General features: G+C 41.7%; 12 protein-coding genes. 5 read left to right on the top strand and 7 right to left on the bottom strand.

The genetic code is table 11. The features are described from left to right. Positions 1 to 164 precede the first annotated feature (164 nt). On the bottom strand, positions 165 to 1,361 hold the full coding sequence (locus ACMVDV_RS19145; RefSeq protein WP_064664830.1) for an MFS transporter: 1,197 nt from the start codon (positions 1,359 to 1,361) through the stop codon (positions 165 to 167). 124 nt (positions 1,362 to 1,485) lie between these two features. On the opposite strand from ACMVDV_RS19145, the gene ACMVDV_RS19140 reads away from it, so the two are divergent. Then, entirely contained in the window at positions 1,486 to 2,076 is a 591-nt protein-coding gene (locus tag ACMVDV_RS19140; RefSeq protein ID WP_416159256.1) for a TetR/AcrR family transcriptional regulator, read from the top strand. Between the two features lie 172 nt (positions 2,077 to 2,248). Here ACMVDV_RS19140 and ACMVDV_RS19135 read toward each other — a convergent pair whose 3' ends face one another. Both ACMVDV_RS19135 and ACMVDV_RS19130 read right to left on the bottom strand, forming a co-directional pair. Beyond that, positions 2,249 to 2,548, bottom strand: coding sequence for an antibiotic biosynthesis monooxygenase family protein (locus tag ACMVDV_RS19135; protein WP_304181074.1), 300 nt, complete (start codon positions 2,546 to 2,548; stop codon positions 2,249 to 2,251). Continuing rightward, positions 2,529 to 2,930 (bottom strand): NIPSNAP family protein, encoded by a 402-nt coding sequence (locus ACMVDV_RS19130; RefSeq protein ID WP_416159255.1) that lies wholly within the window; start codon positions 2,928 to 2,930, stop codon positions 2,529 to 2,531. The genes ACMVDV_RS19135 and ACMVDV_RS19130 overlap by 20 nt, the downstream gene beginning before the upstream one ends. A gap of 42 nt (positions 2,931 to 2,972) precedes the next feature. Between ACMVDV_RS19130 and ACMVDV_RS19125 the strand changes: the two genes are divergently transcribed. Further along, positions 2,973 to 3,650, top strand: a complete 678-nt coding sequence (locus ACMVDV_RS19125) for an ArsR/SmtB family transcription factor (protein ID WP_416159254.1) — start codon at positions 2,973 to 2,975, stop codon at positions 3,648 to 3,650. A 542-nt stretch (positions 3,651 to 4,192) separates the two neighbouring features. On the opposite strand, the gene ACMVDV_RS19120 is transcribed toward ACMVDV_RS19125, so the two are convergent. After that, complete coding sequence (locus ACMVDV_RS19120) at positions 4,193 to 5,269, bottom strand: ATP-binding protein (RefSeq protein ID WP_416159253.1); 1,077 nt, start codon at positions 5,267 to 5,269, stop codon at positions 4,193 to 4,195. Further along, the gene (locus tag ACMVDV_RS19115; protein WP_416159252.1) at positions 5,266 to 6,000 is read right to left on the bottom strand and encodes a response regulator; all 735 of its coding nucleotides are present in this window, start codon (positions 5,998 to 6,000) and stop codon (positions 5,266 to 5,268) included. Before ACMVDV_RS19115 ends, ACMVDV_RS19120 begins: the two co-directional genes overlap by 4 nt. 113 nt (positions 6,001 to 6,113) lie before the next feature. On the opposite strand from ACMVDV_RS19115, the gene ACMVDV_RS19110 reads away from it, so the two are divergent. From ACMVDV_RS19110 to ACMVDV_RS19100, 3 genes are read left to right on the top strand one after another with little or no spacing between them, the layout of a single operon-like run. Next, positions 6,114 to 7,268 (top strand): efflux RND transporter periplasmic adaptor subunit, encoded by a 1,155-nt coding sequence (locus ACMVDV_RS19110; RefSeq protein WP_416159251.1) that lies wholly within the window; start codon positions 6,114 to 6,116, stop codon positions 7,266 to 7,268. Positions 7,269 to 7,288: 20 nt separating this feature from the next. Then, on the top strand, positions 7,289 to 10,393 hold the full coding sequence (locus ACMVDV_RS19105) for a multidrug efflux RND transporter permease subunit (protein WP_416159250.1): 3,105 nt from the start codon (positions 7,289 to 7,291) through the stop codon (positions 10,391 to 10,393). 52 nt (positions 10,394 to 10,445) lie between these two features. Next, positions 10,446 to 10,994: a GNAT family N-acetyltransferase gene (locus ACMVDV_RS19100; RefSeq protein WP_416159249.1), complete on the top strand. Its 549-nt coding sequence runs from the start codon at positions 10,446 to 10,448 to the stop codon at positions 10,992 to 10,994. A gap of 209 nt (positions 10,995 to 11,203) precedes the next feature. Here ACMVDV_RS19100 and ACMVDV_RS19095 read toward each other — a convergent pair whose 3' ends face one another. Beyond that, a complete protein-coding gene (locus ACMVDV_RS19095) occupies positions 11,204 to 14,059 on the bottom strand; it encodes a TonB-dependent receptor (RefSeq protein ID WP_416159248.1) in 2,856 nt (951 codons plus the stop codon). Between the two features lie 96 nt (positions 14,060 to 14,155). Further along, complete coding sequence (locus tag ACMVDV_RS19090; protein WP_416159247.1) at positions 14,156 to 15,031, bottom strand: FecR family protein; 876 nt, start codon at positions 15,029 to 15,031, stop codon at positions 14,156 to 14,158. Positions 15,032 to 15,058: the final 27 nt, after the last annotated feature.

Raw genomic sequence — 15,058 nt, 5'->3', positions numbered from 1 at the left:
TAGCGATAAGTGGTGCTTAGTGAATAGAAAATATATGCTAGCAAATGGTATGAGAGAGCTATGAATATATCATTAATTATTAAAAGAAAACCTGTTTGCTAGCCTCGCTTAGAGCTAGCAAACAAATATAATTTAGTGAAAATTTTTGGTAAACTAAAAAACGATTATGCTATTTTTTGTATCGAATTATTTTCAAGTTGATGATAATTAATTGCAGCAATGAGCAGTACAGACAATCCTGCCATAATTGTTACAATGAATGCTGTTTTTATGCCATATACATCAATACACCAACCCGCTATTGTTGCCCCTAGTGCGATACCAATCCCTAAACCAGTGATCATCCAGGTTAGCCCTTCGGTAAGTTTATCTTTAGGCACAATGTTTGCCACTAAGTTCATTGCTATGATCATGGTCGGGGCAAAGAAAACTCCTGCGATAAATACGGTTAGTGAAAGAGTAAATACATCATTTACTCCAAGAAGTGGAACCGTCATTATTGCTGTAGCTAAAGAGGCTATAAAAAATTGCTTAGCGAGCGGTGTTTTCAATTTTATCACACCAAAAATTAGCCCAGCGCTACAGGAACCAACAGCATAAGTTGATAAAACAATACTTGCAGCAATTGGCTTACCAAGTTCTTTAGCAAAAGCAACGCTGATCACATCAATTGTGCCAACAATAACGCCCAAAGCTATAAGTGAAAAAACCAGAATTTTCATAGTCAGAGGCTTTAAGGCTGAGCCTTTTATTTTAGTAGCAGAATGCGCAATAGCAGGTTCAGTTTGTTTTTGTAAAACAAAAGCAAATACACCAATCCCAAGTAGGATGGCCGACATCAACGGGCCGGCTTCAGGAAATAAAGTAACACTTAAGCCAACAGAAATCGGTGGCCCCAAGATAAAACATACCTCGTCTAGTACCGACTCTAAAGAGTAAGCTGTGTGTAAGCTCGATGTGTTTCGGTAGATGTGTGTCCATCGTGCTCTAATCATCGCAGGCATACTTGGCATGAACCCAGCTAGTGCTGCAAAAATAAATAAAGTCCATTCAGGGGCATTTTTGTAGGTACAAAGTACTAATAAGCATGTTGCTATAACGCTGATCCCAGTTGTGATTGGTAGCACTTTGCTTTGACCAAAATGATCAACTGCACGTGATATCTGCGGTGCAATTAGGGCCATTGCCAGTGTAAAGGTTGCAGCGACCCCTCCTGCTAGCCAATACGACTCTTTTATTTGTGAAAGCATTGTAATAATGCCAATTCCCATCATGGATATCGGCATTCGAGCGATCATACCTGCAATCGAAAATGCTAATGTTCCACGGGTAGTAAATAGTCTCTTGTATGGGTTTTCCATATCGTCTCCATGAAAGTACAGAAATTGATTGTATACACTTAACATACGCGGCGTATGTTTAATGTATTGACATACATGGTGTATGTCAATTATAAATATACTAATTGTTATCGCAGGAGATTTTATGGATCGTAAACCTAGAGCAAAAATGATTGAGGAAACAAGAGATAAGTTACTTGCAACTGCGCGAAAACATTTTGGGACGGTGGGTTATGCAAATACTATTATGGATGAGCTTACAGGTAATGTAGGCCTCACAAGAGGGGCGTTGTATCATCATTATGGTGATAAGAAAGGCTTGTTCTATGCTGTAGCACAGCAGTTAGATATGGAAATGGATGCTGAATTGAACGAAATATCTCGCACACGAAACGATCCTTGGTGCGCGTTTGAACAGCGTTGTCATGCTTATTTGCGAATGGCTATCAAACCTGAAGTTCAACAGATAATGTTAAGAGATGCAGCGGCCGTTCTTGATGCTGAACAATTGCTCGTTATGCGGACAAAATGTATTTTTTCTATTGCGACAATGCTAGAGCAGTTAATGGAAATGGGCATCATAAAGCAAGCTCACCCACAAATACTCGCCCGATTAATAAACGGTGCATTAATGGATGCGTCACTTTGGATTGCAAATAATGATGATGGTGAAGTTGCTTTAAAGTTTGCACTTGATAGCCTCGATATATTGCTCAGAGGCTTGAAAAATGGCTAGTTAAGTACCCCCCCACGCTATAGGATATATGCATATTTTGATGTGTCTTTAATAAAATTGTGGCTCTTATTGGTTGGCACAAACTTCAATGCCAACCAAATATCCTTAATTATTTAAGCTTAAATAAATATTAATTTAGCGCTCGCTAGCGCCTTTAACGTAGCATTACATCTCACTGGCCATAGTCACGAATAATATTGCCGACTCTTATTCGGTAATGACTGAACAGGGTTTGTTTTCCTTGCTCTTGTGCAATGCGGTGTTCAAGGTGCTCTTTCCATTGTTTAATTGCGGTTTCATTTTGCCAAAATGATAAAGACAAAAAGGTATCTGGATCCGACAGACTTTGAAAACGCTCAATGGAAATAAAACCATCTATGTTGGTCAATGACGCTTTCAATGCTTGCGCCATTTCAAAGTAGATTGCTTTACCTTGGTGTTTTGGGGTTACTTCAAATATTACAGCTAACATGTTGTTCTCCTTCTGGCTCTTGTTTGTATGTGGAAGCAACAGCTTGTAAAAATGTCCTTTTTTCAGCGATGATAAATTTGTTAGTTTTGGCAAACTGAAAGTTGGCTGCGCCTAATTCTGACTGACGAAGTTTTGCTCTGTATCGCTCGTAATCGGCCAGAGAGTTAAAACTAATCAGCCCAAAAGCGATATTATTGGTTCCTTCATGAGGTATAAAATAGCCGAGTAGATCACCACCACACTGTGGAATAATTTTCCCCCAGTTTTCAGCGTATTGTTGAAATAGCTCTAACTTAAAGGGATCAATATGGTATTCAATAAAACAAGTAATTTTCAAAGTAGTTGCCTCTTTTTTGGTTTTTCGGCAGTCTACTAGGCTCAAATATTGATGCTTCGATGTTGCTCGAACTATGGAAAAGTTGTCATGGAACCTAATATTGCTTATATCGCAAACCTGATCGGAGACACTGCTCGCTCCAGAATGCTTACCGCTTTAATGGCTGGCAAGGCGCTTACCGCGACTGAATTGTCACTTGAAGCCGATATAACACCGCAAACAGCAAGTAGTCATTTAAATAAACTGCTCGATGGCGAATTATTAATTGTTAGAAAACAAGGGCGGCATAAATATTTTCAGTTAAAAAATCGTCAGATTGCGGAGTTAATTGAGCATATACTCAATGTTAGCGCGAGCATATCAAGCCCTAAGATTGTTACCGGGCCAAGTAATGAAAGATTAAGAAAAGCGCGTATTTGTTATGATCACTTAGCGGGAGAGCTAGGCGTTAAACTTTTTGATGCTTTAGTGCGTGAAGGTTGGATATTAGAGCGCGGTTCGGAAGAACTTGTACTCACAGCGCAAGGGCATCGCTCCTTGAGTCAGTTAGGCATCGATTTTGAGGTTTTAAATAAAAGCCGACGACCGCTATGCAAAGCGTGTTTAGATTGGAGTGAAAGGCGCACTCACCTTGCTGGAAGTATTGGGAAATGGATTTTAAACGACGCATTAAAACGCCAATGGGCACATCAAGATTTAGATTCCAGAGCCATTCAATTTACCGCAAGCGGTTTAAATGCATTTAATAAACAGTACCGTATATAACTTTTGGCTGTAATGCGTCGAGTGAAGTAGTTTATATAAAAAGTGTTAGGTTTGTGGCGCGTTATTTTACGCGCACAAACCTGATGGTATTAGTGGGGCGTTTTATTTATTCAGCTATCGCAATGGCAATTTTCACCTGCGTTGCGTTTTTATAGTACTCATAATCGCTGCTGTAGTAATTTTTACAGATTTAATAGCTTGATCGTCACAACCGGTATAAATTTTATTCTCTACCACACTATGATGGCTGAGCTCCTTGCAAATAATTGATCAAATAAGTTGTTAAATCAATTAGCTGTAATATATTGAATTAATTGTTTTAAAGCCAAACTCAAGCAACTGTTAGCGTGTGGCTTTTCTAATCAAACTGTAACGGGGGTTTACAGAAACGAGAGAAAACTATGGTCAAAAACTATGGGGTGACCCTGTTAGCTTTTCGGACATTACCTTGGAGGTATGTATGTCAAAAAACAGCGGGACAGGTGTAATAATTAGACGTGCGCCCTTTTAATCGTTTTTAATTATTATAGGTTTAATACCGTCTAAAGAGGCTTTTTTGGTTGTGTTATTTGCTTATACGGCAAACATATTTCAAAGCGAGTACCACCGTGTTCGGTGGCGTGGCAGCTGGCTTCACCATTATGAGCTCTTGCGATAGCGGCAACCACGGCTAAGCCTAAACCGCTACCGGAGACGTCATTCTCAGATGTGCGTCTAAATGCGGTGAACACATGTGGAGCAAAATCTTCACAAATGCCGGGACCTTCATCTTCTACTGATATGGTCAGTGAGTTTTGGCTGCTTCGTGTTTGAATTTTAATGTAACCAGGTACGGCATGTTTAATAGCATTAGTAAGTAGCGCAATAAGTGCTTGTCTGATCCGTGTTGGATCGCATAAAGCATTGTTTACGATTAAATCCAGTTGTACATATTGTTGGGTCGCCGCTAAAGAATCTTTCATAAATTCTACAACCGACATGATTTCCGTACTTAAATTTACATCTTGTAGTTTTAAATTTAGATGACCACTTTCCTCTAAGCTAACAACTCGCAAATCTTCCACCAGATTTTTTAAGCTATCTACCTGTACTAATAAACTACGAAATTGATGATTGTCTGGGGTAAATACGCCATCTAAAAGTCCTTGCAAGCGGCCGTACAAAATAGTAACTGGAGTTCGTAATTCATGAGCAATAGCTGCATTCCAGAACTTTTGCTCGTTAGTCATTAGTTCTAATTTTTCGGCGAGCATATTAAAATCACGAATTAGCTGATTTGTTTCATTTGGCGCGTTATGAAATGATGTGGCTCGCGCAGATAAATCTCCTTGTGCTAGAAGACGAATGCCTTTGGTAACGGAATTTAACGGGGAGACAATATGGCGGGCCAAGTTTATGGCTACGTTTATGGTGATGGTTAGCGCTATAACAACGGTGCCCGCAACCCAGATCAGTTCAGGGCCTTTAGGAATAATATTGTCTTCAAATATATACTCCGGCCAAAATACATTCATGAAGTAGAAAAAAAAATACGCAGTAAAGAATACCAGTAATATTGCAAGCAAAGTGATGGCAATCATTGAGACAATTATTTTACCGCTTAATCCGATGATTCTCATTTACGCTCCCAAAAACGATAACCAATACCTCTAACACCAACAGGAATATCACTAATGCCAACCTGTTCCAATTTTTTTCGTAGTTTACTGACATGGCTATCCACTGTTCGTTCTAACGTATCGCCTTCGGGTAAGCAATTCTCCAGTAGTTCTGCTCGACTGTAGGCACGCTTTGGAGCGCGAGCCATTAAGGCTAATAGCTTGAATTCAGTGAGGGTCAATGTAATTTCAAAACGCTCTGATCCTTGTTCTACTGATACTAAATGGTTTTCTATATCAATATGTAATGCGCCCAGCTGAAGTATTTTCTGCGGTAAAAACTCTTTTGTTATGGTACGCCGCAATACTGCTTGTGTTCGCGCAACTACTTCTGCAGGATTAAATGGTTTGATGACATAATCGTCAGCACCGATACGCAGCCCCATTAGTTTATCAATATCTTGATCCATGGCTGTTAACATAATAACGGGGGTGTTACCACGTTGACGGACTTCAAAAAGCACCCGCCATCCGTCAAGTTTTGGCATCTGTACATCCAGTAAAATAATATCCGGCTTATGTGCTAAGTGCATTTCAAGCGCTTGCAAACCATTGCTTGCATGTAAAGTACGCATGCCTGATTTCTCTAAATAGGCTATCAATATTTCTGCAATATCAAGTTCGTCTTCTGCAATAAGGACTGTGGCTTGACTCTCTGTGTGCATTGCTGAATCTGTCATCATATTATTCATAATAAAGTATTCATCTCCATCAAATCTACACACATTCTCGGTCATAACTCCATAGAGTCAAAGTAGAATTTAGATTATTCAATATTTGCTTACTGAAAGGCGAAGGATTTTCGATGAAGTTTGACCTTAGTAGTACCCGTTGTGTAATGATTGCTGTAATCGCTTTTATTCTGAGCGCGTGTGATTCATCTCAATCAACTCAAGAGACATTAATACCGGCACCTTTAGTGTCAACACTTACGTTAACTTCTGAGCAATTAACTGTGAGAGATATATTACCTGGCCGAGTCGCTCCTGTGCGCATCGCCGAAATTCGTGCTCAAGTTAGCGGTATTGTACAGAAAAAGCTCTTTATTGAGGGGGGCGAGGTGAAAGCAGGTCAACCTTTATATCAAATCGATCCAGCACCCTTTTTAGCTGAGGTGGATACCGCAACCGCCATTCTCAGAAAGGCAGAATTGGCATTGGCGCACACTCAAGCAGAAATGGTCCGACTGAGTTCATTGCTAAAATCCAATTCAATTGGTCGTAAAGTATACGATAATGAGGTTTTTAACCGAGATCAAGCCAAGGCCGAAGTAGCACAAGCACGAGCAACGTTAGCTCGTCGTAGACTTGACTTAAAATATGCCAAAGTAGAAGCCCCAATTGCTGGTCGCATTGAGCAAGCGTTAGTATCTGAAGGCGCTTTAGTCAGTGGTACTGATGCTACCCCAATGGCTCGGATCCAGCAGATTGATCAGGTATATCTCGATTTAAGGCGTCCAGCCTCATCCTTAGAGTCTTTGCAAAAAGCATTGAGCACATCGAACTCTGAAAATGGTTTACCTGTATCAGTTTTACGTTCTAACGGTGAGCCTTGCGATATAAAAGGGCATGTTTTATTTTCGGGAATTAGTGTTGATTCAGGTACGGGGGATGTGTTGTTACGTGTACTCGTAGACAATCAGAATCATCAGCTTTTACCTGGAATGTTTGTACAAGCCAGAGTAGATCGTCGTTACTACGATAGCGCTTTGATGCTGCCTCAACAGGCAGTCGTTCATACTGAAGGTAAATCGCAAGTATGGGTTATCGACGAAGATAGTCTGGTACGTTTAGTACCTGTTGAACTAGCTGAATTAGTTGATACATATTATCGCTTGAAGAGCGGGGCTATAGCTGGACAGAAGGTTGTTGTTGAAGGAATGGATCGGCTTACTGATGGTGCAAAAGTTCGCCAACAAGAATGGAAGTCAACTAGCACAGTCTCTGTAACCGTCCACTAATTTTACGGGAATATTAATCCATGGCTCAGTTTTTTATCTATCGCCCAGTATTTGCTTGGGTGCTTGCCTTATTTATTATTTTAGGTGGTGTTTTGTCAATTCCACAATTGCCAATAGCTCGCTATCCATCCATTGCTCCTCCTTCTGTTAGTATTACAGCAGACTATCCAGGTGCTAACCCGCAAACAATGAATGATGCCGTATTGAGTTTGATTGAACGCGAACTTTCAGGTGTCAAAAATATGTTGTATTTTGAATCTTCAGCAGATGGCTCGGGATCCGCTTCTATCACGGTGACATTTAAACCAGGGACAGATCCTAAGCTGGCTCAGGTTGATGTGCAAAATAAAATTAAAGCGGTTGAAGCTCGTCTACCACAGGCTGTTCGTCAAAATGGTTTAAGTGTCGAATCTGCAACGTCTAGTTTTCTTATGATTGTTGGCCTTAAATCCAATGATGGGCGTTTTACCGAAACATCGCTAAGCGACTATATGTCACGTAATCTACTGGAAGAATTTCGTCGTATCGACGGTGTGGGTAATGTGCAATTGTTTGGTTCTGAACAAGCAATGCGGATCTGGGTAGAGCCTAATAAACTAACGTCTTTTGGTTTGACCATGACCGACTTGACGACCGCCATTACTCAGCAAAATACACAAATCGCACCTGGTAGTATTGGTGCTTCACCTACAGTAACAGGGCAAAGAGTTACCGTGCCATTAACTATTGAAGGGCAGTTAAGTTCACCAGAAGAGTTTGCCAATATTGTTTTGAGGGCGAGAACAGATGGTTCAAAAATTGTGCTGGGTGATGTTGCTAGAGTGGAAATTGGTGCCCAATCTTATGGTTTTAGTAATCGAGAAGATGGCAAAGTAGCCACATCTGCCGCTATTCAATTAGCACCTGGCGCAAACGCTGTGAGCACGTCAAATAAAGTACAGGCTCGTATGCAGGAGTTGGGGTTAACCATGCCCGCTGGAATGAGTTATTCCATTCCTTTTAACACCGCTCCTTTTGTGAAGGTTTCCATTGAAAAAGTAATTTATACCCTTCTAGAGGCAATGGCGCTGGTATTTCTCGTGATGTTTTTATTTTTGCAGAACATTCGTTACACCTTGATCCCTGCCATTGTTGCGCCAATTGCTCTGTTAGGTACTTTTTCGATTATGTTGCTAACAGGCTTTTCCATCAACGTTTTAACAATGTTTGGCATGGTGTTAGCCATTGGAATTATTGTCGATGACGCTATCGTTGTGGTGGAAAATGTCGAGCGGATTATGGCTGAGGAAGGTTTAGGTCCAAAGGATGCGACAATCAAAGCGATGAAGCAGATAACCGGCGCAGTGATCAGTATTACCTTGGTGTTAACGGCAGTGTTTATCCCCATGGCCTTTGCTAGTGGCTCTGTTGGTGTGATCTACCAGCAATTTACATTATCAATGGCGGTGTCTATTTTGTTTTCAGCCTTTTTAGCTTTAACTCTGACACCAGCGTTGTGCGCCACACTGCTTAAACCTCACACTCAACAACACCTAAAGAAAGCAGGGTTTTTTGGTTGGTTTAATCACACGTTTGATGGCATGACAAAAGGCTATGTTTCTTATGTGGGTAAGTTGGTGACACGAACTGGGCGAATGATGATGCTCTTTGTGGTTATAACAGCTGTATTAATTATTGCTCTACGACAATTACCAACATCATTCTTACCAGAAGAAGATCAAGGTTATTTCATGACAACGATTCAGTTGCCCGCTGATGCAACCACTGAACGCACGCTGGATGTGGTGAAAGTGTTTGAAGAGTATATTGCTTCGCGTCCTGCCATTGAGTCTAATCTCTCGATTTTGGGCTTTGGTTTTTCTGGTTCAGGTTCAAACGCAGCCATGGCTTTTACTATGTTAAAAGATTGGAAAGATAGAGAATATACCACTTTACAGGAAGAGGTATCGCTTGCTCAGCAGGCCATGGCAGATATTGCTGAAGGTTCAGTAATGAGTTTGATGCCGCCAGCAATAGATGAGTTAGACACAAGCTCTGGTTTTTCGATGCGTTTGCAGGATCGTGCTAATCGAGGTTATGAAGCATTAAAAGAAGCAGAAGCCAAACTGCTTACACTGGCGGCACAAAGTAACATTGTGACAGGCGTCTATTCTGATGGTTTACCTGCAGGCGCTAGTATTCGATTGAATATCGACCGCTTTAAGGCAGAAGCTATGGGGGTATCGTTCAATAGTATTAGTGACATGCTTTCCACAGCGATGGGCTCAACTTATATAGGTGACTTTCCTAATGCTGGACGCATGCAACAGGTTATTTTGCAAGCAGAGGCATCCGCGCGAATGCAGATTGAGGATGTACTTAAGTTGTATGTGCGCAATAGTAATGGAGGAATGGTTGCTTTATCTGAAGTAGTGACCCCTGTTTGGACAGAAACGCCTTCGCAGTTGACGCGTTATCAAGGTTTTCCTGCAACACGTATTTCAGGAGCGCCCGCGACTGGCTTCTCGAGTGGTGACGCCATGCAAGAAATGGAACGTTTAGTAGCCCAATTGCCAACAGGTTATGCGGTTGCTTGGAGCGGTCAGTCACTCCAAGAGCGTCAGTCATCATCTCAAGCGCCTTTGTTGATGGCGTTATCCATGTTGGTGGTATTTTTAGTCTTGGCTGCCCTTTATGAAAGTTGGTCTATCCCTCTTTCTGTTATGCTGGTTGTGCCTCTTGGTTTACTTGGTGCGGTTATTGCCATCTTTCTTAGAGATATGCCAAACGATGTTTTTTTTAAGGTCGGTATGATTACGGTTATTGGTCTTTCTGCTAAAAACGCGATTTTAATTATTGAGTTTGCTAAGCAGTTACACGAGCAAGGGACAGGGTTGATTGAGTCTGCTATAACCGCCGCGCGGCTTAGGTTGCGCCCTATTTTGATGACATCACTCGCTTTTGGCTTAGGCGTTGTGCCTTTGGTTATTGCTTCTGGTGCCAGTGCTGAAACACAGCAAGCGATTGGTACTGGTGTGCTGGGTGGTATCATCAGTGCAACGGTATTGGCGGTTTTCTTTGTTCCCGTATTTTTTGTTTTTGTGATGAGCGTTCAAGAAAGCATTCGTCGATGGCGGACACCTTAATAATTCAATATTGGTGTAACTTATGGAAATGATCTTTTTAGTGGAGTGTAAAATGCAAGATATTAATACGGCTCGGTTAGTTCTGCGTAATTTTACTGCAGATGATGGAGCTGAACTTTTTGATTACCTTGCTAAACCTAGGGTTAATTGCTTCCTTGCTGATCGAGTATCAAGTATTGAGCAAGCAGTTGATAAAGCAAAAGCAAGAAGTCAGGATGATACAATGATCGCAGTTTGCCAAAAAGATACTGGTGCGCTTATTGGGGAACTGTTTTTGCGAAAAGAAGAACCTGACACCTTTTCTGTGGGTTGGCATTTTAATGCCAAAGTAGCTGGAAAAGGTTATGCAATTGAAAGTGCTAAGACTCTACTCCATTATTTATTCACGGAAAAAGATGCCAGAAGAATCTATGCTTATGTAGAAGACGATAATCATCGCTCGCAGCAATTATGTGAAAAACTCTATATGCGTAAAGAAGCTTGTTTCATGGAATTTATTAGCTTTACCAATAATGCAGATGGCACTTTGAAATATGAGAACACTTTTCAATATGCCATTCTTAAAAAAGAATGGTTACGGTCGCTTAATTCTGCATCCTAGATAAGTAATGCAAACATACTAATTTTGTATGTTTGCTTTCGCTTATGCATTTATCAATGATCTCGGTGCAAAGGCTTTATTAGTTGGGGGGATTGAAAAAGAGTTATAAACGCTTTCCCCTCTTTGGCAGAGGTATCCACCCAAAAAAAATAATAAAAAGCAAATGTACAGCAGTTCAATTATGCCGTTAGAGATGATTGGCTTAGCCATTATATTTTCAATAACAAGCTAACAACAAAGCGACGGCCAAATTCTTCTGCTTTCATTAATGAACTGGCATCGTCGCTTTTAGCGGTGCGGATAAGAGGCTCATCGGTGGCATTAAATATATCTAAACGCAGGCTAACATTGGCTGAATAAAACCAGCTGAAGCTTAAGTCCGTGCTGGTGTAGGCTGCAACATAGGTATCGGCGTTGTTGCTAATATCGCGTTGTTCAAGAAACTCGCTGCGATAGTTGATATTAAATGCGGCTTGCCATTGGTCCTCGCTTACTAAAAAGCGCAGGTTTGCGGTCCAATCGGAGACCCCTTCAACATCAAAAGCGTCTTCGCTAGGCGTTGTTACTGCTGCGTTGGTTATATGGGTTAAGCTTGCCGATAATTGATTTTGTAAAGACCACGCGCTGTAAAATGGTAATTGCCACTGTGTACTTGCTTGCAGCCCAGTTATATTGGCTTTGCCATTGTTGCTGCGTTGTATTGAGTTATAGGGCTGGCCTAGGTAGTTAACGGTTTTGCTTTGTTTTACAATAAAATTATTCATGTGGTGATTAAAACCAAGCAACTGAGTGCTTATATCATCTTGTAACCAAGTGACAGACAAAGTGTTGGTATCAGCGATAACGGGCTGCAAATTGGGGTTACCAAGTTCAGCATAAGGTAAGCCGCCAGAGTTTACATGCAGTTTCGGGTTTAAATCAGAGTAATTAGGCCGATTTAAAGAGCGGTTATAGCCCGCCCGCCATTGCCAATATTGCGAAGGTTGCCATTTAATATGAAGTGACGGTAACCAAGCGCGGTCATTGCGACGATTCGTTATTGCTGCTAATTCTGTTTGGCTGGTTAGCTGCGTGCCTTGCGTTTGACTCAGTGTATCGCTGTAACGTAGGCCTGCGTTTAACGCAAACTGCGCTAATTGCCATCGCGAAGACAGATACCCTTCTTGCGATGTAAACTTCACTTTGTAGCTATTGAGGCGATCATTAGCGCTTACATCAGTAAAGGGCAAATCAATATCATACAGCTGAAATAGATCGCTTTTTGGGATCAACCAAGGCTGTATATCTGAGTTCATGAATCCTGCTGAAAAACGATGAGGCATTGGTTCAAGCCAACGACCATCTAAATTAGGTAATGCTTGCAATGATGAAGACTCTAAACTCACATCTTGGCGAGTGTAATTATAGTCTTGTGTTGAATGTAAATAACCAAATTTTAGTTGTTGTAAGCCCCAATGGGTTGCACTATTCCAACTGCTATCAAGGCCCCATTCATCCACTTGGTTAAGCACATTGATAGTGCGCTTACTCATTTGGCTAATATGTGAGTAGCTACTTACTAACCCTAAATTGCTGGTAAAGCTAAAGTCATCTACAGCGGTATTGTGTAATGCAACAAATGCTTGCATAGGCGAAAGTACAGTATGGACGCGAGAGATTGGCTTTTGCGTATGGCTGTTTGCTGTACTGCGACTGTAAAAAGGAGAAAGTGTTAAAGGTACATGTTGGCTTGGCTGCCAGTTGCCATCAATCTGGATGGTTTGGTTAGCGTAATATAAGTTGGACTCTTCTCGACTGGTTTTGGCATTTACTTCGCTAAATACCAACTGATTTAAGCTGTTTTTATTATTAGCCACGCGGGCTTGAGCCGACTGACTTTGTGGGTTAATCGATATACGATGCTCATCAAACGAAAAATCAGTATCGGATCTAAACCACAGTGTATTGATATTTAAACGCTCTGTGGCTTGCCACGCTAAAGCGCCATAATACGTTGCGCGGGTACGGTCTTCGTTTTCTATGGTCAACGCTAAGCCATCTGTTGGCACTAAAGTGTTATCGTTAATGTCAGGCCATTGATAGGCGATGGGTGCCCCGTTATTGTCGCCCCAATGCCAAGTTTCAAACTGAAATTGCCGTTGCAGCCGGTTTTCGTAATTCATTTTTACAATTACACCCAGATCACCGTCTGCGTTTTTAGCATTGGCGGTAAGCCCAAAGCTTGGCTGAAAATTACCTGCATCTTCAAGCGCAGCGGCTGTGAGCGTCACTTGTAGGTTATTTTCTTGATAAGCGAGCGGATCATCACTGAGTAAATTGACGGTAGCGCCGATTGCCCCGCTGGGTAGGCTTGGCTCAGTGGTTTTATAAACGGCGATATTTGAGAACAAACCAGCGCTAAATATATCAAAACGGTGCTGTTGGCCGTATTGATTGGAGTTACGGACGTTTTCGGTGTTTGCCAGGCGGTGACCGTTAAAGAGCGTTAGCTGATACTCAGCCCCTAACCCCATGGCATTGATATTAAGTGCTTCACCGCGATCGCGGGTAATACTTACCCCAGGAATGGCTTGCAGTGCTTCAGCTAGGTTTTCTGCCGGTAGCTGAGTGAGCATAGCACCTATGGCAATTTCGCTCTCGCCAGTGTACTCACTTTTAACGTGTTGGGCGTAATTAACAGCGTGTTGGTAATCAGTGTTATATGCCTGTGTTGAGGTTGTTGTCGGTAATTGCCCTGTTACTGTGACTTCTTCCACTATTTTGGCATTGTTAGTTTTAGCTGCTGTTTGAGTTGGCGTGCTGGTTTTAAAAATAACAATGCCAGCCGCTGTTTTTTGCCAGCTTAATTGATGAGGGGTAAGCCATAAATCCAGAGTTTGCTCAAGCGTTGTTACTGCACTTTGCTCAACGGTTAAGCTTTCAAGCAATGAGCTGTCGTATATCAACGCAGTGGAGAGCTGTTTAGAAAGTTCGCTTAATTGCTCTATTAAACTGGCCGTTGCAGCATGCGCTGTAATACAAAAGCTCGATAATGCTACACATAAAAAACTGCTTATACGTAACATTTATCAACGACCTTTTTACTTCATTAAAACTACAGTGTGCAGAATATAAATGAACAATTTATGACTGTACCTATTACTTAGAAATATATAATTAAATTAGTCTATTGGCGACAGTACAACACTATCGGCAAAGTTATTCACTGCAAGCTGATTTAATTGCGCTATCAAAGAGGCTGCGCCGATGACATCGGCGGTTTTAAAGCGCCCGCTGACGCGTAAACTCGCATCCACATTACTCAATACCAATGGTTTGTCGCTATAGCGATTAAGTTGAAAGATAGCATCGTTAATGGTCACATTGTCTAAATCAAGCCAGCCGAGTTGCCAATCAGGCTGCTGTGCTTTAAACGTACTGACAACAATTTGCTTATCATGTACGCGAGCACGTTGCCCTTTGACTAATTCCACCGGTTTTGCGTTATCTTTGCTGGTTACCGCGACTTTGCCATGAAAGACATCAATGACTGTTTCGTGCAGCGTTTTATCGACATTAAAGGCGGTGCCTAAAACACGAATAGTGGCGTTGCCAGTATTGATGGTAAATGGCCTTTGTTCATCGCGCTTTACGCTAAAATAAGCTTCGCCCTTACTCAGCGTGGCTTGTCTGGCTTTGTCGGTTTCATTAAATTGCAAATTAGTGTGTGTATTTAACGCAACATCAGAGCCATCCGATAACGTAATATTGGTGGCTTGGCTGGCAGTAAATTGCTGTGCAGCAACGAAATTTGTTTTCGCAGGGGGAAGCTCTGGGGTTAATTGCATCCCCCCTATCACCGCCATAATAACGCTCGCCGCAAGCGCACTGCCCCATAACCAAAAGTGACTATGGCGCTTTGCTTTTAGTTGTTCAGGTGCCGTTGCTTTGGCTTGTGCATCTAGCTTTTGTAATGCTTCGGTAAGTGCCGTGTCTTGCCAAATAGCGTGTTTGAGTGGCTCATTATTTTCATCGTCATGTTTGCATGAGGGGACCATGTTATTTCTCTATCTATCTGTATTACT

The organism is Pseudoalteromonas sp. ASV78 (assembly GCF_047806705.1).
Taxonomy (GTDB): domain Bacteria; phylum Pseudomonadota; class Gammaproteobacteria; order Enterobacterales; family Alteromonadaceae; genus Pseudoalteromonas; species Pseudoalteromonas prydzensis_A.
The sequence above is the reverse complement of the archived record's forward strand: the minus strand, read 5'-3'. Positions and strand labels throughout refer to the sequence as shown.

Excerpts from the sequence above, each read along its gene's own strand:
- ACMVDV_RS19145 (WP_064664830.1), bottom strand. The coding sequence starts at position 1,361 with ATGGAAAACCCATACAAGAGACTATTTACTACCCGTGGAACATTAGCA.
- ACMVDV_RS19140 (WP_416159256.1), top strand. The coding sequence starts at position 1,486 with ATGGATCGTAAACCTAGAGCAAAAATGATTGAGGAAACAAGAGATAAG.
- ACMVDV_RS19135 (WP_304181074.1), bottom strand. The coding sequence starts at position 2,548 with ATGTTAGCTGTAATATTTGAAGTAACCCCAAAACACCAAGGTAAAGCA.
- ACMVDV_RS19125 (WP_416159254.1), top strand. The coding sequence starts at position 2,973 with ATGGAACCTAATATTGCTTATATCGCAAACCTGATCGGAGACACTGCT.
- ACMVDV_RS19120 (WP_416159253.1), bottom strand. The coding sequence starts at position 5,269 with ATGAGAATCATCGGATTAAGCGGTAAAATAATTGTCTCAATGATTGCC.
- ACMVDV_RS19115 (WP_416159252.1), bottom strand. The coding sequence starts at position 6,000 with ATGAATAATATGATGACAGATTCAGCAATGCACACAGAGAGTCAAGCC.
- ACMVDV_RS19110 (WP_416159251.1), top strand. The coding sequence starts at position 6,114 with ATGAAGTTTGACCTTAGTAGTACCCGTTGTGTAATGATTGCTGTAATC.
- ACMVDV_RS19105 (WP_416159250.1), top strand. The coding sequence starts at position 7,289 with ATGGCTCAGTTTTTTATCTATCGCCCAGTATTTGCTTGGGTGCTTGCC.
- ACMVDV_RS19100 (WP_416159249.1), top strand. The coding sequence starts at position 10,446 with ATGCAAGATATTAATACGGCTCGGTTAGTTCTGCGTAATTTTACTGCA.
- ACMVDV_RS19095 (WP_416159248.1), bottom strand. The coding sequence starts at position 14,059 with ATGTTACGTATAAGCAGTTTTTTATGTGTAGCATTATCGAGCTTTTGT.
- ACMVDV_RS19090 (WP_416159247.1), bottom strand. The coding sequence starts at position 15,031 with ATGGTCCCCTCATGCAAACATGACGATGAAAATAATGAGCCACTCAAA.